This is a genomic window from Halobium salinum, from assembly GCF_026586625.1.
Lineage (GTDB): Archaea > Halobacteriota > Halobacteria > Halobacteriales > Haloferacaceae > Halobium > Halobium salinum.
In genome coordinates, this window is sequence record NZ_JAODIW010000010.1 from 566686 (window position 1) to 586621 (window position 19936).

Annotated in this window: 19 protein-coding genes; 15 read left to right on the top strand and 4 right to left on the bottom strand. The window is 69.1% G+C overall.

Features of this window, described 5'->3' with window-relative positions; genetic code table 11:
* Position 1 precedes the first annotated feature (1 nt).
* The 12 genes from N5095_RS21475 to N5095_RS21530 all read left to right on the top strand — a co-directional run bounded on the left by N5095_RS21475 (position 2) and on the right by N5095_RS21530 (position 14835).
* A complete protein-coding gene (locus N5095_RS21475; protein WP_267625234.1) occupies positions 2-964 on the top strand; it encodes an FAD-binding protein in 963 nt (320 codons plus the stop codon).
* Between the two features lie 416 nt (positions 965-1380).
* On the top strand, positions 1381-2529 hold the full coding sequence (locus N5095_RS21480; protein ID WP_267625235.1) for a FecCD family ABC transporter permease: 1149 nt from the start codon (positions 1381-1383) through the stop codon (positions 2527-2529).
* Positions 2529-3431, top strand: a complete 903-nt coding sequence (locus N5095_RS21485; RefSeq protein WP_267625236.1) for an ABC transporter ATP-binding protein — start codon at positions 2529-2531, stop codon at positions 3429-3431. Before N5095_RS21480 ends, N5095_RS21485 begins: the two co-directional genes overlap by 1 nt.
* Positions 3432-3538: 107 nt before the next feature.
* Positions 3539-5506, top strand: a complete 1968-nt coding sequence (locus tag N5095_RS21490) for an ABC transporter ATP-binding protein (RefSeq protein WP_267625237.1) — start codon at positions 3539-3541, stop codon at positions 5504-5506.
* 138 nt (positions 5507-5644) lie between these two features.
* Positions 5645-6310 carry a DUF7344 domain-containing protein gene (locus N5095_RS21495; protein WP_267625238.1) on the top strand — a complete coding sequence of 222 codons (666 nt, stop codon included), beginning with the start codon at positions 5645-5647 and terminating at the stop codon, positions 6308-6310.
* Positions 6311-6424: 114 nt separating this feature from the next.
* Entirely contained in the window at positions 6425-7288 is an 864-nt protein-coding gene (locus N5095_RS21500; protein ID WP_267625239.1) for an FAD-binding protein, read from the top strand.
* A gap of 94 nt (positions 7289-7382) precedes the next feature.
* Positions 7383-8873 (top strand): Asp-tRNA(Asn)/Glu-tRNA(Gln) amidotransferase subunit GatB, encoded by a 1491-nt coding sequence (gatB, locus tag N5095_RS21505; protein WP_267625240.1) that lies wholly within the window; start codon positions 7383-7385, stop codon positions 8871-8873.
* A gap of 127 nt (positions 8874-9000) precedes the next feature.
* Positions 9001-9804, top strand: coding sequence for a hypothetical protein (locus N5095_RS21510; protein WP_267625242.1), 804 nt, complete (start codon positions 9001-9003; stop codon positions 9802-9804).
* Positions 9805-9912: 108 nt separating this feature from the next.
* Positions 9913-11349, top strand: coding sequence for a serine hydrolase domain-containing protein (locus N5095_RS21515; RefSeq protein WP_267625243.1), 1437 nt, complete (start codon positions 9913-9915; stop codon positions 11347-11349).
* Between the two features lie 274 nt (positions 11350-11623).
* Positions 11624-14128 (top strand): DNA topoisomerase I, encoded by a 2505-nt coding sequence (locus N5095_RS21520; protein ID WP_267625245.1) that lies wholly within the window; start codon positions 11624-11626, stop codon positions 14126-14128.
* A 66-nt stretch (positions 14129-14194) separates the two neighbouring features.
* Positions 14195-14446, top strand: a complete 252-nt coding sequence (locus tag N5095_RS21525; RefSeq protein WP_267625247.1) for an antitoxin VapB family protein — start codon at positions 14195-14197, stop codon at positions 14444-14446.
* Positions 14443-14835 (top strand): PIN domain-containing protein, encoded by a 393-nt coding sequence (locus N5095_RS21530; protein WP_267625248.1) that lies wholly within the window; start codon positions 14443-14445, stop codon positions 14833-14835. Before N5095_RS21525 ends, N5095_RS21530 begins: the two co-directional genes overlap by 4 nt.
* Before the next feature lie 69 nt (positions 14836-14904).
* Here the strand turns inward: N5095_RS21530 and N5095_RS21535 are convergent, their stop codons facing one another.
* Both N5095_RS21535 and N5095_RS21540 read right to left on the bottom strand, forming a co-directional pair.
* The gene (locus N5095_RS21535) at positions 14905-15033 is read right to left on the bottom strand and encodes a hypothetical protein (RefSeq protein WP_267625249.1); all 129 of its coding nucleotides are present in this window, start codon (positions 15031-15033) and stop codon (positions 14905-14907) included.
* A gap of 42 nt (positions 15034-15075) precedes the next feature.
* Positions 15076-15276 carry a DUF433 domain-containing protein gene (locus N5095_RS21540; RefSeq protein WP_267625250.1) on the bottom strand — a complete coding sequence of 67 codons (201 nt, stop codon included), beginning with the start codon at positions 15274-15276 and terminating at the stop codon, positions 15076-15078.
* Positions 15277-15395: 119 nt separating this feature from the next.
* Between N5095_RS21540 and N5095_RS21545 the strand changes: the two genes are divergently transcribed.
* Positions 15396-16127, top strand: a complete 732-nt coding sequence (locus tag N5095_RS21545) for a phosphoglycerol geranylgeranyltransferase (protein WP_267625251.1) — start codon at positions 15396-15398, stop codon at positions 16125-16127.
* 35 nt (positions 16128-16162) lie between these two features.
* Here the strand turns inward: N5095_RS21545 and N5095_RS21550 are convergent, their stop codons facing one another.
* Entirely contained in the window at positions 16163-17251 is a 1089-nt protein-coding gene (locus N5095_RS21550; RefSeq protein WP_267625252.1) for a DUF7972 family membrane protein, read from the bottom strand.
* Positions 17252-17505: 254 nt separating this feature from the next.
* On the opposite strand from N5095_RS21550, the gene N5095_RS21555 reads away from it, so the two are divergent.
* Positions 17506-17904 (top strand): hypothetical protein, encoded by a 399-nt coding sequence (locus N5095_RS21555; protein ID WP_267625254.1) that lies wholly within the window; start codon positions 17506-17508, stop codon positions 17902-17904.
* 96 nt (positions 17905-18000) lie between these two features.
* Positions 18001-18849 carry an inositol monophosphatase family protein gene (locus N5095_RS21560; RefSeq protein WP_267625255.1) on the top strand — a complete coding sequence of 283 codons (849 nt, stop codon included), beginning with the start codon at positions 18001-18003 and terminating at the stop codon, positions 18847-18849.
* A 10-nt stretch (positions 18850-18859) separates the two neighbouring features.
* Here N5095_RS21560 and N5095_RS21565 read toward each other — a convergent pair whose 3' ends face one another.
* Positions 18860-19846, bottom strand: coding sequence for a DUF4349 domain-containing protein (locus N5095_RS21565; protein WP_267625256.1), 987 nt, complete (start codon positions 19844-19846; stop codon positions 18860-18862).
* Between the last annotated feature and the right edge of the window lie 90 nt (positions 19847-19936).

Below are 19936 nucleotides of genomic sequence, written 5' to 3' on the forward strand. Positions count from 1 at the left end.
GATGACGACGAAGCCGACGGAGACTGCCGCGAACCACCCCGAGTCGCCCGTCGACCGCGACGTCGTCGTGGTCGGCGGCGGCGCGGGCGGGCTCTCGGCGGCGGTGTTCACCGCACGCTACGGTCTCGACACGCTGGTGGTCGCTCGCGGCCGGTCGGCCATCCACCAGTGTGCACATCTCGAGAACTACCTGGGGTTCCCGGGCGGCGTCACCCCCGAGCGGTTCGTCGCGCTCGGCCGCACGCAGGTCGAAGGCGAGGGCGGAGAGGTGGTCGAGGACCGCGTCGTCCGCGTCGCTCCGGCGAGCGCGGCGGGGGACGGTGCGTCCGACCCGGTCGACGCGGCCGGCGGCGCCGAACCTGCTCGATTCCGTGTCGAGACCGAAGACGGCCTGACGCTGGGGGCGACGTACGTCGTCGCCGCCTCGGCGTACGACGGCGAGTTCCTCGACGCGTTCGCGGACGACCTCGACCGCGACGAGGAGACGGGGTTCCTCGCGACCGAAGCGGGTCGGACGCCGGTCGACGGCCTGTACGGCGTCGGCTGGTTGACCGACGAGACGGTCCACCAGGCGGTCGTCAACGCCGGTCACGGGGGACGGGTGGGAGTCGCACTCGCCCGTGACGACCTCCGCGAGCGGTACTGGGACGCCGTCGCCGACCGGTACGTCGACTGGGTCGTCGAGGAGGGTCGGTACGGCGGCGACGGCTGGGAGGAACACGTCGACGAGTGGTTCGAGTCGGAGATGCTCGACGGTGTCGACGTGGACCCCGAGACCGCCCGACGTGCCCGGGACGACCTCGCCGCGGAGTTCCTCGACCGACAGCTCTCGTCCGACGAGAAGCGCCGGCGGGACCGACTCGGACAGCGACGCCTGCTCGAAGCGCTCGACGACGAGGTCGTCCGGAACTACGCGGCCGAACTCGACGGCGAGGACGGTACCGTTTCCGTGAACGAGGGCTGACGGGCCTTCTCCGACGCCCGTTCGTACCGCTTCCGGTCGGCTCTGTCGCCGACTCCGAGAACCGAAGGGTCACGTCCTCTCACGGGACAACCCCTCTCACAGGACGAACCGGTGGCAGAGTCGACGGGAGTGGGTTGTTTCTGTCCGGGCTGAAATCACGCGCCGAACGGCGGTGACCGAACGCGTGACCGGCCGCAGAGCGCGGCCGGAACCGCACCCGCGCTCGGCCCCGCCGGGCGTACCGGGACCGAAAACGGGGTCGGAGCGACGGCGAGCGGAGGCACCGGACTCCACGCCGTTCGACCGCCGCCGGCGAAGGCGGTCGCTATCACAGTGCTTTTCAACTCTTAGGTTGGCCTAAAACGTATGTACGAGAGGAGACGTCGGACCCCGCTTCGGCGACGGAGGGGACGCTGATGGCGGGCGACGTCGGGACCACGCAGTCGCGCGAGAAGCGCCGACCGGCCTGGCTCGACGGCTCGCTCGGGCTCGTCGCGGTCGGGAGCCTCGCGGTCGTCGTCGCCGCCGGGCTCGTCCAGGTGAGCTTCGGGGCGTTCACCATGCCCGTCTCGCAGGCGTGGCTGGCCGTCGTCGACCCACAGGTGTGGACCAACCCGCAGTTCCTGCTGCGGCTGTTCCTCGGCGACGGACTCGGGACGACGGTCGCCGGCGCGCTCGGCCTGTCGACGGCCGAAGTGGACTTAGCGAAGGAGACGCTCGTCGTCTGGCGCATCCGGATGCCGCGCGTGCTCGTCGCCGTCCTCGTCGGCGTGAACCTCGCGATTTCGGGGGCCATCTTCCAGGCCGTCACCCGTAACGAACTGGCGAGCCCGTACATCCTCGGGGTCTCTTCGGGCGCCGGCCTCGCAGTCCTCCTCACGCTCGTCGTCTTCTCCGGGTTCGCGACGCTCCTGCCCCTGACGGCCGCCCTCGGCGGCGCGCTCGCGTTCGTCCTCGTCTACGCCATCGCGTGGCAGAACGGCACCAGCCCGGTCCGACTGGTGCTCGCGGGGGTCATCGTCTCGATGGTGTTCCAGTCGCTCCAGACCGCCCTCTACCTGCTCGCCTCGGACCTCGCGGTGGTCCAGAGCGCCATCGCGTGGACGACCGGCTCGCTCACCGGCGTCGACTGGGAGCAGGTGCGGCTCGTCCTCCCGGGGACGGTCGTCTCGTTCGTCCTCGCTCTCGCCGGGGCGCGACAGCTGAACGTGCTCCTGCTCGGCGAGGACACCGCACAGTCGCTGGGCATGTCCGTCGAGCGCGTCCGGTTCGCGCTCTCGGCCGTGGCCATCCTCGCGGCGAGTTCGGCCATCGCCGTCGCCGGCATCGTCGGTTTCGTGGGACTCATCGTCCCGCACGTCGCGCGCATCCTCGTGGGGAGCGACTACAAGCGGCTGATGTTGGCCTGTGCCTTCGCCGGCCCGGCCCTGATGGTCGCGGCCGACGTGGGCGCACGTCTCGCGCTCAACCCCACGCAGCTCCCGGTGGGCATCGTCACGGGACTCATCGGCGGCCCGTACTTCCTCTATCTGATGCGCCGGCGGTCGAACCTGGGTGACCTCTGATGTCGGACGCGACTCCCACCACGGACGGAGAAGAGACGGCGAGCACCGGGGACGCCGGGAGCAACGACACCGACCGCCCGGCCGACGGCGAGTCGGCCGCACCGGAACTCGTCGGCGAGGCTCTGGCGGTCGGCTACCCCGGCACCGAGGAGCCAGTCGTCGAGTGCGAGACGCTCGTCCTCCCCCGGGGGGAGGTGACGGCGCTCGTCGGCCCGAACGGATCCGGGAAGTCGACGCTGTTGAAGGCGCTCTCGAACCGGCTCGACCCCGAGACCGGGAGCGTCGTTCTCGACGGCACCGAGGTTCAGTCGTTCGGCTCGAAGGAGCTCGCCCGCAAACTCGGCCTGCTCTCCCAGGAGAACGAGTCGCCCGGGAGCCTCACCGTCGAGGAGCTGGTCCACCACGGCCGCTACCCCCATCGCGGCTTCTTCGACTCGGTGGACGAGACGGACCGCCGGGCGGTCGAACGCGCGCTCGAACTGGCCGGCGTCGAAGACCTCCGCGACCGGCCGATGGACGGGTTGAGCGGCGGCCAGAAACAGCTCGCGTGGATCGCGATGGCGCTGGCACAGGACACCGACGTGCTCCTGCTGGACGAGCCGACGACGTACCTCGACCTCCACCACCAACTCCGGGTGATGGAGGTGCTGCGGACGCTCGTCGACGTGCGCGAGGTGACCATCGGCGTCGTCCTCCACGACATCGGCCAGGCCGCCCGCTTCGCGGACAACCTCGTCGCGATGAAGGACGGCGAGCCGTACGACTGGGGGCCACCCCGAAAGGTCGTCGACGAGGCGCTCCTCCGGGACGTGTTTCGGGTCGAGGCCGACGTGGACGTCGACCACCCGACCGGCCCACACGTGTCGCCACACCGCGCGCTGGACGAAACCGAGGGACGGTAAACCCCGACTCGGTCGGCGGCCGTCGCGCTCGGCTTTCCGACCTCCCCCACCTCCCTCTCCGGAGCCGTCGGCTACTTGACCTTCGCGTGGGTCGGAGTGGACAGTACGTGAGTTCTTCCGACGAGTCGAGCGCGTTCGACGCCTACCGCGAGCGGGTGGACCGACCCATCTACCGCCTGTTCGTCGAGTACGGCCTCCCGCGCAAGCGGTGGTTCGTCGCCGGGATGACCGCGAACGTGCTCGCCCGGGGAGCGAGCCTCCTCCCGCCGCTCGTGCTCGGTGTCGCCATCGACGCGGTGTTCTCCGGCGACAACCCCTACGACCTCCCGCTCGTCCCCGCCTCGTGGCTGCCGACGACCGACGCGGCCGAGTTCCGCCTCTCGGTCGCGCTCATCGTCGGCTCCTTCCTCGCGACGGCGCTGTTCACGTGGGTGTACGGCGTGACGGCGAACAACTTCGCCCACCGAGTGATGCACGCCGTCCGCACGGACTGTTTCGCGAAGATGCAGCGCCTCGACATGCCCTTCTTCGACGACAAGCAGACCGGGGAGGTGATGGCGATTCTGAACAACGACGCCACGAACCTGGAGCGGTTCCTCGACGACGCGCTCCACGACTCGGCGCGCCTGCTGGTGATGGTCGGCGGCATCGCCGCCATCCTGTTCTGGGAGAACGCCCAACTCGCGGCGCTGACGCTCGTGGCCGTCCCCCTCATGGCGGTGTTCACGCGCTGGTTCATGCGGGCCGCCGAGCCGCGGTACGCCGCCCAGCGCGAGAGCGTCGGCGCGCTCAACACGCGCCTGGAGAACAGCCTCTCGGGAATCGGGCTGGTGAAGACGAGCGGCACCGAGGAGTACGAGACCGACCGCGTCGCCGACGCCTCCTACGACTACTTCCAGAAGACCCTCGCCATGCTCCGGCTCTCGTACGTCTACCGGCCGGGGATGGAGTTGCTCGCCGGGCTCTCGTTCGCGGTCACGTTCGCCGTCGGCGGCTGGTGGCTGGTGAACGGCCCGCCGTGGTTCTTCACCACCCCGCTCTCCCCCGGCGCGTTCGTCACGTTCCTCTTTCTCTCCCAGCGTTTCGTCACGCCCCTCGCCGAGGTGAGCAACATCGTCGACCAGTACGAGAACGCGAAGGCCTCCAGCGAGCGCGTCTTCGGGCTGATGTCGATTCCGGTGACCATCGAGGACGGTCCCGACGCGGTCGACCTCGGGACCGTCGAGGGGCGCGTCGAGTACGACGACGTCGGGTTCGGCTACGGGGACCACGTCGCGCTCGCGGACAGTCCTGCCGGAGGGGGCGCCGACGACGAGGATGACGACCGGTACGAGCGCGTCCTCGACGGCGTCTCCTTCGTCGCCGAACCGGGTGAGACGGTCGCGCTGGTCGGGCCGACCGGGGCCGGCAAGTCGACGCTCCTCAAGCTCCTCCTGCGACTGTACGACGTGGACGAGGGCGCCGTTCGGGTCGACGGCCACGACGTGCGCGACGTGACGCTGTCGAGTCTCCGCGAGTCGGTGGGGTACGTCAGTCAGGACACGTTCCTCTTCGACGGCACCGTCGCCGAGAACCTCCGGTACGGCGAGTTCGACGCCACGGAGGAGGCGGTCGTCGCCGCCGCCGAGGCCGCCGAGGCCCGCGAGTTCATCGAGGCGCTTCCGGACGGGTACGACACCCGCGTCGGCGAACGCGGGGTGAAGCTCTCCGGCGGTCAGCGCCAGCGCCTCTCCATCGCCCGCGCGATGCTGCAGGACCCCGAGGTTCTCGTCCTCGACGAGGCCACCTCCGACGTGGACACCGGGACCGAGCGGCGCATCCAGGAGAGCCTCGACCGGCTCACCGAGAACCGCACCACCCTCGTCATCGCTCACCGACTGTCGACCGTCCGCGAGGCGGACGAGATTCTCGTCGTCGAGGACGGCCGAATCGTCGAGCGTGGCACCCACGAGGCCCTGCTCGCCCGGGAGGGCCGATACGCCGACCTCTGGAACGTCCAGGCGGGGACGCTGGACGCGGCGCGGTCGCGGACCGACGGCGGGAGGCTCGACGACGGCGCCACCGACGACGTGTGACCGACACGACCGAGGCTCCGCGAGGCTCCGCGCCGACGGTGGGTGTCGAGCGCCGCCGACGGAGAAACCGAGCGTCGCTCATAAGCGACCGGATATAGACGGCGGAACGACCTCCCACCACCCGTCCGAGAACCGCACATGAGCTCGTCGAGAGGCACGGCGCAGACCGGAGACGGGAGCGGCGGGGCCGACGCCGCCGCCGATTCGGGGAGCCGGGAGCCGACGGGGAGTCGTCGCCACGACACTCGGTGGGCGGGCCGGGAGCGGCCACGTCGGGAAGGAGCCGACGCCGAGCCGGTCGAGGAGTCGGAGGCCTTTCGACTGCTCGGGAACGACCGTCGGCGGGCTGTGCTCCGGCAGGTGGCCGACGACGGAGGGTCGACCCTCTCGGAGGTGGCGACCCACGTCGCGGCGACGGAGACGGCCGAGACGGCGGACGACGACGCGGCGGCTGGCGGGGTCGACAAGAGCCTGTACAAGAGCGTCTACGTCTCGCTCCAGCAGACCCACCTGCCGAAACTCGACGACGCCGGCGTCGTCGACTACGACACCGAGACGAACGAGATTCGGCCCGGACCGCGGCTGGACGACGTGCGAGCGTACCTCCACCCGTCGCCGCGGCTCCCGTCCCGCCCGTCGGTACGGGCGGTCCTCGCGGCGAGCCTGCTCGGACTTCTCTCGGTCGTCGCGTCGGGGCTGGGGGTGCCCGCCATCTCGGCGGTGAGTGCCGGGGTCTGGAGCGTGTTGAGTCTCACCGTCGTCACGCTCGGACTGGCGCTGACGGTCACCGGCGTGGTCGACTGAGCGCCGGCCGAGGAACGGACTCCCTCGACGGGGGAACGGACTCCCTCGACCGAGAAGCACCGACTCGGGCGCGAGCGGACAGAGTGATGTACTTTGGTGCCCCCAGTGGCGACTATGAGTGGCCGTTCGGAGTCCGACATCGAGTGGAACGGAGCATCGACGACCGGTGTCCGAGAGGTCCTCGTCGTCGGCGGGGGCGTCGCCGGACTGACGGCCGCGCTGTTCACCGCCCGCGCGGGCCTGGACACGCTCGTCGTCAACCACGGGGAGTCGATTCTGCGACGTAACGCCCACTTGGAGAACTTCCCCGGCTTCCCCGCCGGCGTCAACCCGCGGCTGTTCGCGGACATGCTCGAAGCGCAGACGACCCGCAACGGCGTCGACCATCGGACGGGCCGGGTCGCCGGACTGGAGCACTTCGAGTCCGCGGACGGGGAGGGAGACGGCGCGTCCGGCGACGACGCGAGCGGGCCGGGGTTCGTCGCGACCGTCGGGAGCGCCGAGGGCGACGACACCCACGAGGTCGCCGCCGAGCGCGTCGTCGTCGCCTCGTGGTCGGACGTCGACTACCTCGACGGCCTCGACGTCGACCTGCGCGAGGCGGGGAGCAAGACGTACGTCGACGAGGACGGCTTCGGCCGCACGTCGGTCGCGGGGCTGTACGTCGCCGGCCGGAGCGCCGAGCGGTACCACCAGGCAATCGTCTCGGCGGGCCACGGGGCGGAGGTGGGAATCACGCTCGTCCACGACTCCGAGACGCCGTTCTACCACGACTGGGTCACGCCGGAGGGGTACTTCACCGACCGGGGACGGGAGGTGCCCCCGGGCTGTGAGGAGGTGAGCGAGACGGAGCGCCGGGCCCGAGAGCGCGAGTCGATGGCGGCGATGCGGGAGTACTTCTCCGAACTGCACGCGGAACGACAGCGGACACACCCGAGTCTGGTCGAGGACGAGGTGGGGCGCGTAGAGGAGGAGTGAGTTCGAACGGGGTGACAGAAGACTCGGTCGAGAAGCACACGACCGAACTCCGAAACCCGTTACCCTTTACTCCCCGAGAATCGAACCCCTCCCAATGACCGCGCAGACGCTCGAACAGCGGGACCTCGCCGCCGTCATCGGCCTCGAGGTTCACGTCCAGTTGGAGACGGACACCAAGATATTCTGCGGGTGTTCGACCGAAGCGACGGAGGACGAGGAGCCCAACACCCGGACCTGTCCCACCTGCCTCGGCCTGCCGGGTGCGCTCCCGGTGCTGAACGAGGGTGCCGTCGAGGCGGCCGTCAAGATAGGGAAGGCGCTCGACGCCGACATCCCCGAGGAGACCAGCTTCCACCGGAAGAACTACTACTACCCCGACCTCCCCAAGAACTTCCAGATAACGCAGTACGACGCTCCCATCTGTCGGGACGGACGCATCGAGGTCGAAATCGAGGACGAGCGCCGGGAGATTTCGATTCGGCGCGCCCACCTCGAAGAGGACCCCGGAAGCCTCCAGCACGCCGGCGGGAGCATCGACACCGCGGACTACACGTTGGTGAACTACAACCGCGCGGGGACGCCGCTGATGGAGGTCGTCACCAGGCCGGACTTCCGCTCGCCGAAGGAGACCCGCCGCTTCCTCGCGAAGATGGAGGAGGTACTCGAGTACCTCGGCGTGTTCGACGCGACCCGCGACGGCTCCCTGCGCGTGGACGCCAACATCTCGATGGTGCCCGCCGACGAGGTGGCCGAGGACGGCTCCATCGCCGAGGAGACCCTCGAGTCGGCCAACCGGACCGAGGTGAAGAACATCTCCAGTCACAAGGGCGCGGAGAAGGCGCTCGCCTACGAGGTCACCCGCCAGAAGAACGCCATCAAGCGCGGCCGCGCCGTCGAGCAGGAGACGCGACACTGGGACGAGTCCCGCGGTGTCACCGTCTCGATGCGCTCGAAGGAGGAGGAGAAAGATTACCGCTACTTCCGCGAAGCCGACCTCCCGCCCCTCCGGGTGTCGGGCTGGAAGGAGGAGATTCCCATCCCCGAACTCCCGGACGCCCGGCGCGACCGCTTCCGCGAGGAGTACGGTCTCGACGAGGAGTCCGCCGACAAGCTCACCTCGACCAAGGAGGTCGCGGACTTCTACGAGGAGGTCGCGGAGCGTTTCGACCCCGACCTCGCGGCGACGTGGGTCGCCGACAACCTGCTCGGCGAACTCAACTACCGCGACATGCGGATTACGGACGTGACGGACCGCCTCGACGAGTTCGCGCGCCTGGTCGAACTCGTCGACGAGGGGGAAATCACGACGAAGAACGCCGAGGAGGTCGTCCTCCGACGGATGCTCGACGAGGGGGAGGACCCCGACGCCGTCATCGAGGCCGAGGGACTCGGGACGGCGGACGACGACGAGGTCGCCGTGGCGGTCTCCGAGGCCATCGACGAGAACCCCGACGCGGTCGAAGACTACCACGCCGGCGAGGGCGGCGCGCTCAACTTCCTCGTCGGCCAGGTGATGGGAAAGACGGGCGGCAGTGCGGACCCCGGCGACGTGAACCGACTCCTCCGCGAGCGACTGGAGGACTGACCCGCCCGAGCCCCGGCCGTACGGCCCCCGGAGTACCTCACGGTCCTCCCCCCTACGCCGACACCGGCGTATCAGTACTGATACCACCTGGGATACATTTAAGATAGTGAGACTGTTCTACCAGGTGATGACCGTCGGTCCCGTCGCGGTGGTCGGGGCCGAGGGCGAGACCACGGCCCGCTCGAGGGTCGACGGAGGACACATGGCACTACAGGGACTCAGACGATTGCTCGAACCGCGGTCGGCCGACACGGACGAACGTTCATCGGCGTCGAAATCACCGGCGTCGGCCGGAGAGCCGGTCGGCCGGCGCGGACCGGCGGAGGCGACGCCCGACGAGTCGCTCGACGACGTCGCCCGGCGGATGGCCGAGGGGGTCTGTGCGGGGTTCAAGTACCACGACCAACGCCGGCACGAGGAGGCCGTCGAGGCGTTCTACGTCGTGGACATCAACCAGTTCCCGGGAGTCGAAGACGAGGTCGCCTACAACGCCGCGGAGGCGTACGTCGACGCCCTCTGGGAGAAGGACGCGGTCGAAGAGCGCCACCTCGTCGACGGCGAAATCGACCCCGGGTCCATGGCCGACGCGGACTACACGAGCGTCTACGACCCGCTCGCACGCCGGGCGAACCTGCTCGGCGTCGACGAACTGTACGCCAGCCGGACCGCCGAGGCGTGGCACCTCCACAAGACCGGCGACGACTACTGGACCCCGTTTCTCGAAGCACAGGACCTGGAGCTTCAGGTCGCGATGGGCGAGGCGTACCCCGATAAACCTCGCGGCGGACAGGGCGGGTACGGCCCGCTCGCGACCCGCTACCTCGTCGGCGTCGAACTCCACGACATGCACGAGCCGGAGTGTTGGGAGCGAGCGGTCGACGTGATGGCCCCGTACTACCGGCAGATTCTCGACGCCCACGAACGACGCTGAGTTCCGTCCGTCGGACCGCCGACCCGCCGCACTCGGTGTCGAGCCTCGTCTGACAGCGTTTTCGACGCCGACCACCCACCTTTTGTCCTCGGCGACGGAACTCCGGGCATGAACCCTTCGAGCGAGGCGACCGCCGCCGTCGACGCCCTCTGTCGCGACGTGGTCGGCTCCGAACGCGTACCCGGGCTGAGCGTGACCGTCGCCGACGCCGACGGGACGGTCTACGCGTCGGGGTACGGCTCGCGCGACCTCGCGGGCAACCGCCCCGCCACCGCCGACACCCTCTACGGCGTCGGTTCGGTGACGAAGTCGATGACCGCCCTCGCCGTCGCCCAACTCGCCGAGGCGGGGATGCTCGCCGTCGACGACCCCGCCGCCGACCACCTCGACGCCGACCTCGACGGCGCGCTCGACCACGACGGCGAGCCGGTTCGCCTGCGTCATCTCCTCTCACACACGTCCGGTCTCCCCTCGCTCGGAACGAGCGAGACGCTCATCGGTCGTCGCCTGCGCCGGAGCGTCGACACCCTCCCGATGGGCGACCGCGAGGACTTCTACGCCCACCTCCGGGGTGCCGTCGACGAACGGACCGGGCCGCCCGGCGAGCGCTTCGCCTACAGCAACGCGGGGTACGTCCTGCTCGGCCACGTCGTCGAGGAGGCGACGGGCCGGCCGTTCGCCGAGTACGTCGAGGAACACCTGTTCGACCCGCTCGGGATGGAGCGGGCCACGTTCGACGACTTCGCGTTCTCGACCGACGACGACCACGCGACGCCCTATCTCTTGGAAGAGGGCGAACCGACGGCCGCGAGCCTCCCGGTCAGGGAGCTGAGCCACCCCGCCGGCGGCGCGCTCGCCTCGACAGCCGACCTCGCGCGCTACCTCCGACTCTACCTCGGCGACGGTGACCTCGGGGGACAGCGCCACGTCGACTCCGCCACCGTCGGCGACCTGCTGGAGCCGCGGGTCGAGACGCCGTACGGCCCCTACGGCTTCGGCTGGTGGCGCGAGTCGGTCGCCGGTCACACGCTGAACGGCCACGCCGGCGACGTGGCGGTGTCGAGCGCCTACGCCGGCTTCTGTCCGGAGGAGGGGGTCGCCGTCGCGGTCGGGGCCAACACCGCCCCGCCGTTCCCGCTCAGTCGGGTCGGTCACGGCGTCTTCGCCGCGGTCCTCGGCGAGAACCCCTACGAGGCGGTGCCGTACTTCCGGCGGCGGGCGCTGTTCGGCGACGTGACCGGCGAGTACGCCGTCTACCGCGGCGTGAAGCGCGCGGTCGTCCGCCGTGACGGCGGGACGGTGCGGGTCGACTTCGACGGCCCGCTCGGCGGGGAGTCGACGCCGCTGGTCCCGGCCGACGACGCCGGTCGGACGTGGGTCGAGGACGGCGAGGCGGACTTCGAGGCGGTCGACGACGGCGGCGAGCGTCGGCCGGCGCGGTTCGTCGACGGCGAGGACGGCCCCGAGCTGCTGTTCGACCGCTGGCGACTCCACCGGGTGAGCGGGCACGTGCCGAGAGAGTCTCGTGCAGAGAGAGGGAGATAAGGTGGAAAGAGAGAGGGAGGTAAGGTGGAAAGAGAGAGGGAGGTAAGGTGGAGGGGGAGGTAGGTCGAAGTCGACGAGTCGCGTTCGGACGAGCACGGAGTGCAGGGTCCGCACCCCGTCCCGCACGGCATTGGGTCCTCGCGCACGCGCGGCTCGCGGGCCCGCTGCGTCGCGAACGTGTACGGGCGAGAGACGCACGCAGGGGGCCGAATTCGGGCGATGAGTGGGTAGAGTTGCGAAAGGTTTAGGCCCCCCGTCGGCTTAGGGCGGAGCAATGAGTCGTGGGCCCTCGTTGATAATCACGGAGAAGGACAACGCCGCCCGCCGCATCGCGGACATCCTCAGCGGGGAGTCCGCCGAGAGCGAGCGAATCAACGGCGTGAACGTGTACAAGTGGGGTGGAAAGCGCGTCATCGGGCTGTCGGGTCACGTCGTCGGCGTCGACTTCCCGCCGGAGTACAACGACTGGCGGGACGTCGAGCCCGTCGAGCTCATCGACGCGCCCATCGCCAAACATCCGACCCAGGAGAACATCGTCAGCGCCCTCCGACGGTTGGCGCGAAAGGCGGGCAAGGTCACCATCGCGACCGACTACGACCGCGAGGGGGAACTCATCGGGAAGGAGGCGTACGAACTGGTACGCGAGGTCAACGACGACGTCCCCGTCGACCGCGTGCGCTTCTCCTCCATCACGGAGAACGAGGTGAAGAACGCGTTCGACAATCCGGACCAGATAGACTTCGACCTCGCCGCCGCCGGCGAGGCCCGGCAGGTCATCGACCTCGTGTGGGGCGCCGCCCTCACCCGGTATCTCTCCCTGTCGGCGCGCCAACTCGGCGACGACTTCATCTCGGTCGGCCGGGTGCAGGGACCGACGATGAAGCTCATCGTCGACCGCGAGCGCGAAATCGACGCGTTCGACCCCGAGGACTACTGGGAGCTGTTCGCGGACCTCCAGAAGCAGGCCGACGACCCGGCGAACTTCGAGTCGCAGTACTTCTACCTCGACGAGGACGACAACGAGGCCGAGCGGGTGTGGGACGGCGACGAGGCCGAGCGCGTCTACGAGACGCTGTCGGGCGCCACCGCGGCGGAGGTGACGGACGTAAACCGGCGCAGTCGGACCGACACGCCGCCGGCGCCGTTCAACACCACGCAGTTCATTCGCGCGGCCGGCTCCATCGGTTACTCCGCCCAGCGCGCCATGAGCATCGCGGAGGACCTCTACACCGCCGGCTACATCACCTACCCGCGGACGGACAACACGGTGTACCCCGAGGACCTCGACGAGCGCGAACTTCTCGAAGCCTTCGACAACACGCAGTTCGAGGACGACGCCGACCTCCTGCTCGAACAGGAGGAAATCGAAGCCACGGAGGGCGAGAAGGAGACGACCGACCACCCGCCCATCCACCCGACCGGCGAGTATCCGGGCGCCTCCGACCTCGACGAGGACGAGTGGGACGTGTACGAGCTCGTCGTCCGGCGCTTCTTCGCCACGGTCGCGGAGGCCGCCGAGTGGGAGCACCTGCGCGTCGTCGCAGATGTAGAGGGCCTCTCACTGAAGGCCAACGGCAAACGCCTCGTCAAAGAGGGGTACCACGCCGTCTACCCGTACTTCAACAACACCGAGAGCTTCGTCCCCGACGTGGACGTGGGCGAGGCGCTCGACGTGACCGACACCCGCCTCGAAGCCAAGCAGACCCAACCGCCGCGTCGCTACGGTCAGTCCCGGCTCATCGAGACGATGGAAGACATGGGTATCGGGACGAAGGCCACCCGCCACGACGTGATTCAGAAGCTGTACGACCGCGGGTACATCGAGTCCGACCCGCCTCGTCCCACGCGGCTGGCGCGCTCGGTCGTCGAGGCCGCCGAGGAGTTCGCCGAACTCATCGTGAGCGAGGAGATGACCGCCCAACTCGAATCGGACATGGCTGCCATCGCCGAGGGCGAGAAGAACTTCGACGAGGTGACCGACGAGTCCCGCGAGCTACTGGAGGAGGTGTTCGACGCCCTGATGGAATCCGGCGACGAACTCGGCGACCACCTCCAGAAGTCACTCAAGGCCGACAAGACCCTCGGCCCCTGCCCGGAGTGTGGCGAGGACCTCCTCGTCCGGAAGAGCCGCCACGGCTCGTACTTCGTCGGCTGTGACGGCTACCCCGACTGCCGGTACACCCTCCCGCTCCCGTCGACGGGGAAGCCGCTCATCCTCGACGAGACCTGCGAGGAACACGAGTTGAACGAGGTGAAGATGCTCGCCGGGCGCAAGACGTTCACCCACGGCTGTCCGCAGTGTAAGGCCGACGAGGCCGACGAGGCCGACGACGAGGTCATCGGTGTGTGTCCGGAGTGCGGCGAGGAGCACGGCGGCGAGTTGGCCATCAAACAGCTTCGCTCCGGCTCCCGGCTCGTGGGCTGTACGCGCTACCCCGACTGTGACTACTCGCTGCCGCTGCCCCGGCGCGGCGAAATCGAGGTGACCGACGAGATGTGCGAGGAGCACGACCTCCCCGAACTCGTCGTCCACAGCGGCGACGAGCCGTGGGAGCTCGGCTGTCCCATCTGCAACTACCGCGAGTTCCAGGCCCGACAGGTCGACGCCTCCGAACTGGAGAGCATCGAGGGAATCGGCGAGAAGACCGCCGAGAAGCTGAAGGCCGCCGGTATCGAGGACGTGCCCAAGCTGAAGGAGTCGGACCCCGATGATTTGGCGGCGAACGTGGAGGGTGTGAGTCCCGACCGGGTTCGGGACTGGCAGGCGAGCGCGGACTGAACCTTCCTCGCGCTTTCGGGATTCCGGACCGTCCCTGCGACGTAACACCGAAGTATACGTAGACGTATGAGTTCGACGACCATCCGCGTCTCCGAGCGGACCCGCGACTTCCTCGAACGACACAAACGGGAGGGCGAGTCGTTCGACGACGTAATCAACCGGCTGTTGGCGGACGACACCGACCCGATGTCGGGGTTCGGCGCGTGGGCGGACTCGGGCCTCGCCGACGCTGTCGAGGAAGTTCGCGAGGAGATGGACGAGGAGTTCGAACGCGGCGGCGAAGCGGCCTTCGGCGGCCAGGAGCACCCCGACACGTGAAACTTCTCGATACGAGCTTTCTCGTCGACTACCTCCGGGGCCACCCCAGCGCAGGCGAGTACGTGACCGACCACGACGGCGAGGCGTTCGTCGGCTCCGCCGTCGCGTTCTACGAACTGTACCACGGCGCGGTGAAGGTCGGTCGTCCGGTCGAGGACGTCGACCGTGACCTCCAGTGGGTCGACCGCGAACCGTTCGGTTTCAAACACGGACAGGAGGCCGCGCGAATCCGCGAGGAACTCGAATCCTCGGGTGAACGCATCGAGCACTCCGACATGGTGCTCGCAGGCGTCGCCCGGTCCCTCGGCGCGCCGGTCGTGACGGCGAACGCCGAGCACTTCGAGCGGGTTTCCGGAATCGTCGTCGAGAACCACCGAGAGCTGTACTAGCGGGGTGGTTCGAGAGGTGGGCTGATACGGCGCAAGCTTGCAGTGACGACTGGCTTACTCCCGCGACCGCTACTCTCCCGCCGCCTCCTCCACGATCTCGATCTCCTCGTCGGTCAGGCCGTACAGTTCGCACACGATGTCGTTGACGAGGTCGTTCCCACACGGAGCTAAGAAGACGCGTGGACCATCGTACCCCATTCGGCAACATCGTCCGGCCCGCACGTCAAGTAGCTATCCAGTCTACACCGCCACCAACCCGAACTCCTCGGGGTACTCGTAGTAGTACGCCAACGCATCCTCGACCTGCTCGACGGTGAGGCCGTACTTGTGGGCGATGTCCTCTGGACCGAACTTCAGGAACTCGTAGGCGCGGACTACGTCGACGACGCGAACGTCGGTGTCGTCGACGGTCGGAACGGGAGTGTGAACGATGCGGTTCATGCTAGACACTCCGCGCTCTCGGTCGATAACCACCCACCGCGGTTCCCGGGTGGTGGGAACCGCCCCACCACCGGGTCGTTCCGCGCCCTTTTTACCCCCACACGGAGGTAGCTCTGCCAATGAGCGCACCGTGGAGCGAGTGGGACCACGTCACGAAGGTGGACCCCGACAAGTCGCTGGCCGACGGCGAGACGTTCGAGGACGTCTGCGAGACCGGGACCGACGCGCTGGAGATCGGCGGGACGATGGACATCACTCAGGAGAAAATGAACCGGGTCGTCGAGGCCTGCTCGAAGTACGACGTGCCGCTGTATCAGGAGCCGTCGAACCCGGGCGTCGTCGTCGAGTCGGACGCGCTGGACGGCTACCTCATCCCGACCGTCTTCAACGCGGAGGACTCCTTCTGGATAACGGGCGCCCACAAGGAGTGGGTCCGCATCGAGGACGGGATGGACTGGGCGCGCACCCACACCGAGGCGTACATCGTCCTGAACCCGGACGCCTCCGTCGCCGAGCTGACGAACGCCGACACCGACCAGTCCGCCGACGACGTGGCCTCCTTCGCCCGCGTCGCCGAGAAGATGTTCGGCCAGGAGATCGTCTACGTCGAGTACTCGGGCACCTACGGCGACACCGAAATCGTCGGCGCCGCCCACGACGCACTGGACGAGGCCACGCTGTTCTACGGCGGCGGCGTCCGCGACTACGACGCCGCCTACGAGATGGGGGGCGTGTCGGACGTGGTCGTCGTCGGCGACCTGCTCCACGACGAGGGCGTCGACGCGGTCCGCGAGACGGTCGAGGGGGCGAAGGATGCCCACGCCGAGGTCGTCGACGCCACGGCGGAGTAGAACTAGAACACGGGGAGCGTGCGCCGGGACCCCCGTCAGTACTGCGAGTCCCGCAGGATGAACGGTCCGATGTCGAGGGTCCGTTTCGCGACGGTCGCGATGCGGGCCACGTAGGAGATGAGCAGGAGGAAGGGGAGCGACGTGGTCGCGAACGACCCGGAGACGACCCACACGAGGTTCGACACGCCGAGGGTCTCCCCCACGAGCGAGCTCCCGCCGAGGTAGGTCGTCACGAAGCCGGCGACGATGAGCGCCGGGACGGAGAGGTAGAGGATGTTCTGCGAGAGGCTGATGAGCTCCCACTGGAAGTACAGCGTCTTGACGTGCTCGCGCGCCGGGCCGAACATCGAGAGCACCGTCTTCAGTTCGCCGAGTACGTCGGCGGTCTCCGACGGGAGTACGTCCTGGTGGTCGTCGGCGATCCGCTCGACCTGGTAAATCTTCCAGCTGTAGTTGAAGTCGAGCGCCGCCGACAGCACGTCGTAGTCGCCGAACGAGCGCCCTTCGAGCTTCTCTGCCGCCGCGTCGGCGTTCCCGATGAGGCTCTCCGAGAACTCCGCGACCTCGCCGCGGAGCGCCTCGTCGTCGCTCTCGACGACCGTCTCGCGGAGCTGTCGGCCGTACTCCTTCGTCTCCAGGATGAGCGCCCGGAGGAACGCGGAGGGGTCGGCCGGCGTCGGACTCCCGATAATCTGCTCGGTGTACTCCCGAAAGTCCATCGTGTCGCTCATGCGCTGGTGCTGGTCGCCGAGCGGGCCGTTCTCCTGTGAGATGACGATCTGCGAGATAGTCAGGGTGAGCGTGACGCCGGTGATGATGGCGGCGATCATCGTCGAGAACACCGTCTCGACGGTGTCGGCGGTCAGCGCGTCCGTGAGCAGGTACTGATAGAAGAACGTCCCGCCGAAGACGAAGGCGCCGAACACCAACAGACCGAGCAGGCCGGTGACGACCAGCCGGTTGCCCTCGAGGAAGAGCCACACCTTGAGCTTCGTCTCGCCGCTTCGCTCGCGCATGGTGTTGGCCGTGCCGACCTCGTCGACGTCGGTCGCCTCCAAGTTGGGGTCCTCTTCCTTGGTGTCGATGCTGCTCGACGGGTCGTCGGTCGACGTGTCGTCGCTCATCGGGGGCGACACCTCGGTTGCCGGCGGCCGTCCTCACCACGTCGCGTCGCTTCAGGTCGTCGGTGCTGCGGCCGTCCGCGACCGTGGCCGGCCACGGTCGGCCGCCGGTAGTGGCGGGTCATCCGTCGTCACGTGAGGACTGGCGACGACCACTTTACCGCTCGGGCCCCGCCGACAGTTTGCGGAGGGGTACGACTCGGGAGACCGACGCCGGGCCAGCGGAGTCATAAGCCGCCTCGCCGACCACTCGTGTGATGGACTCGAGTTCGACGCACGGAGGTCGCGGAACCGTCTTCCTCTGTCTACTCCTCGTCCTCGGGAGCGGCTGTCTGACGGTCGGGCCGACCGTCGGCTCGGACGCCGCCGACTCGCCGGTGTTCGAGGGCGTCTCGACGACCGACGAGTGGGGGACGAACTCGGTGCAGGTGTCGCTGCGGCTGACGCCGACGGCGACGACCGACTCCGGGGTGACGAAGCTGTCGGTGGTCTCGCCGGACGGCGGGTCGTTCTACTCGACGACGGTCGACGCCGGTCAACAGTCGGTGTCACTCCCGCTTCCCACCGGCGAGTCCCGCATATACGCGGTGAACACCGTCAACGGGACGGTGGTGGGGACGCTGAACGTGACCGTCGAGGGGTCGACGTACCCCTGAGGACGGGTCGGCCAGTCCCGTCGAGCGGCGGGGAACTCCGGACAGCCGCGCCGACGGACCGAACGGCTCTTGTCTTCCAACGGACTGTCCTCCGGTATGAGCGATTCCGACGCCGCCGACGAGACCGGCGGCGACGACACCGCGGGAGACACCTCGGAGTGGTCGCTCCCGCTCGACGACCTGGCCGACGTGGCCGTCGAGGCCGCCCGCACCGGCGGCGAGTACCTCGCCGCGGAGTTCCGGGACGGCCCCGTCGCGGGCGACTACGGCGCCGACGACGTGAAGGCCGTCGCCGACCGGGAGGCTGAGGCGCGCGTGCTGTCGGTCGTCCGCGAGGCGTTTCCCGAGCACGCCCTCCACGGCGAGGAGTCGGGCCACGACGGCAACGGCGACGGGAGCCGGTACGAGTGGGTCGTCGACCCGCTCGACGGCACCAACAACTTCGCGGCCGGACTGCCGGCGTTCGCCACCGCCGTCGCCGTCGTCCGCGACGGGGAGCCGGTCGTCTCGGCCATCTACGAGCCCCTGCCGGACGACCTCTACCTCGCGACCGCCGACGGCGGCGCGACCGTCGGCGGGCGGCGCATCGAGGTCGGCAGCGACGTCTCCCTCGACGCCGGTACCGTCTCGTTCGTGCGGGGCCTACCCGCCGTCCGCGACCCCGACCTGTGCGCCCGCGGCGACGCGATGTACGACGCCCTCGAAGCGCGGTGCAAGCGCGTCGTCTCGACGTGGTCGCCGTGTGTCGACTGGGGACTGCTCGCTCGCGGCTCGCTGGAGGGAATCGTCTGTTACCACCCGGACGTGTACGAACAGTACGCGGGCGAGTTGCTCGCCGAAGAGGCGGGCGCGGTCTCCCACGCCGAGGAGGGGCTGTACGTCGGCGCGGGCGACGAGGAGACGCTGGCGGCGCTCAGAGCGGCGCTCGACGCCGAGGGCGCGTAGTCGGCGTCCCCTACCTCAGCCGGCGCCGGGCCAGCACCGCCACACCCACGACCGGCACGCCGAAGGCCAGCGCGTACGGCGCGAGGTAGGCCGCGGCGACGACCGCGGCTCGCAGGGTCGTCGCCACGCCGTCGACCGACTGGAGAAACGCCGCGACGACCGGCGTGTCGTACCACTGGGGCCGAGGCTGGATTTCACGCTCCGGCGGCTCCTCGCGCAGCGTCACCGTAATCGTCGAGTACGCCACCCGGTTCTCCAGCGTCCGAAGCCGACCCTCCAGGCGCTCTATCTCGGACTGCACCTCCGAGAGTCGCTCCTGTACCTGCAGTACGGACTCGGTGTCGTTGGCCGACTCGTACAGCTCTCGCAGGCGGTCGCGCTGGGTACGGAGGTTCGTCAGCCGCGCCTCCGTGTCGACGACCTCCTCGGTCACGTCCTTCGTCTCGGTGTTCGCCGAGTCGACCCGGCCCTGGGCCTTGGTCTCCTCCATCGCCGCCGAGAAGTTCTCGTTCGGCACCCGAACGACGAGCGTCCCGGTGGTCCAGGAGTCGTTGCCGCGCTCGTGAACCTGCTCGCTCGAGTCGCTGACGAACCCGCCGTAACGCGCAGTCGCGGCGGTGACGTTCCGTCGGGCGGCGTCGTAGTCCTCGACCCGGAGGTCGACCGTCCCCAGCCGAATCTGGACCCGGCCCTCGGCGAACCCCGACGCGCTCGCCGTAGCCGACCCGCTCCGTTCGGCCGCGCTGTCACCGGCGCTGGCCGTCGCCTCGCTCGCCGCGCCGTCCGCCGCGCCGCCGGCGGCGCCCGATTCGGCGCCCGTGTCGACGCTCCCACTGCCCCCTCCGCCAGCCGCGTCGTTGCCGGCACCTGAACACCCCGCGAGCACCACCAGCGCCGCGAGGGCGACCACCGCGACCGCCCGCAAGAGGCGGCGGCCATCCGGCCCCGGTCCGTCGCTCCGTTCGTCGGTTCCACCACACCTTGGCTCCCGTGACATGGATACCAGTCGTCCGTCTGATGTGTTAAGGGCTCGCTTGGCACAAAGGGCCGTTTTACCCTCTCGATAGCCGTCCTGCGTCGACGGTCC

Bases quoted from the DNA above. Each gene is read 5' to 3' on its own strand.
- N5095_RS21475 (WP_267625234.1), top strand. From the start codon at position 2: ATGACGACGAAGCCGACGGAGACTGCCGCGAACCACCCCGAGTCGCCC.
- N5095_RS21480 (WP_267625235.1), top strand. From the start codon at position 1,381: ATGGCGGGCGACGTCGGGACCACGCAGTCGCGCGAGAAGCGCCGACCG.
- N5095_RS21485 (WP_267625236.1), top strand. From the start codon at position 2,529: ATGTCGGACGCGACTCCCACCACGGACGGAGAAGAGACGGCGAGCACC.
- N5095_RS21495 (WP_267625238.1), top strand. From the start codon at position 5,645: ATGAGCTCGTCGAGAGGCACGGCGCAGACCGGAGACGGGAGCGGCGGG.
- N5095_RS21500 (WP_267625239.1), top strand. From the start codon at position 6,425: ATGAGTGGCCGTTCGGAGTCCGACATCGAGTGGAACGGAGCATCGACG.
- gatB (WP_267625240.1), top strand. From the start codon at position 7,383: ATGACCGCGCAGACGCTCGAACAGCGGGACCTCGCCGCCGTCATCGGC.
- N5095_RS21510 (WP_267625242.1), top strand. From the start codon at position 9,001: ATGACCGTCGGTCCCGTCGCGGTGGTCGGGGCCGAGGGCGAGACCACG.
- N5095_RS21515 (WP_267625243.1), top strand. From the start codon at position 9,913: ATGAACCCTTCGAGCGAGGCGACCGCCGCCGTCGACGCCCTCTGTCGC.
- N5095_RS21520 (WP_267625245.1), top strand. From the start codon at position 11,624: ATGAGTCGTGGGCCCTCGTTGATAATCACGGAGAAGGACAACGCCGCC.
- N5095_RS21525 (WP_267625247.1), top strand. From the start codon at position 14,195: ATGAGTTCGACGACCATCCGCGTCTCCGAGCGGACCCGCGACTTCCTC.
- N5095_RS21535 (WP_267625249.1), bottom strand. From the start codon at position 15,033: ATGGGGTACGATGGTCCACGCGTCTTCTTAGCTCCGTGTGGGAACGAC.
- N5095_RS21540 (WP_267625250.1), bottom strand. From the start codon at position 15,276: ATGAACCGCATCGTTCACACTCCCGTTCCGACCGTCGACGACACCGAC.
- N5095_RS21545 (WP_267625251.1), top strand. From the start codon at position 15,396: ATGAGCGCACCGTGGAGCGAGTGGGACCACGTCACGAAGGTGGACCCC.
- N5095_RS21550 (WP_267625252.1), bottom strand. From the start codon at position 17,251: ATGAGCGACGACACGTCGACCGACGACCCGTCGAGCAGCATCGACACC.
- N5095_RS21555 (WP_267625254.1), top strand. From the start codon at position 17,506: ATGGACTCGAGTTCGACGCACGGAGGTCGCGGAACCGTCTTCCTCTGT.
- N5095_RS21560 (WP_267625255.1), top strand. From the start codon at position 18,001: ATGAGCGATTCCGACGCCGCCGACGAGACCGGCGGCGACGACACCGCG.
- N5095_RS21565 (WP_267625256.1), bottom strand. From the start codon at position 19,846: ATGTCACGGGAGCCAAGGTGTGGTGGAACCGACGAACGGAGCGACGGA.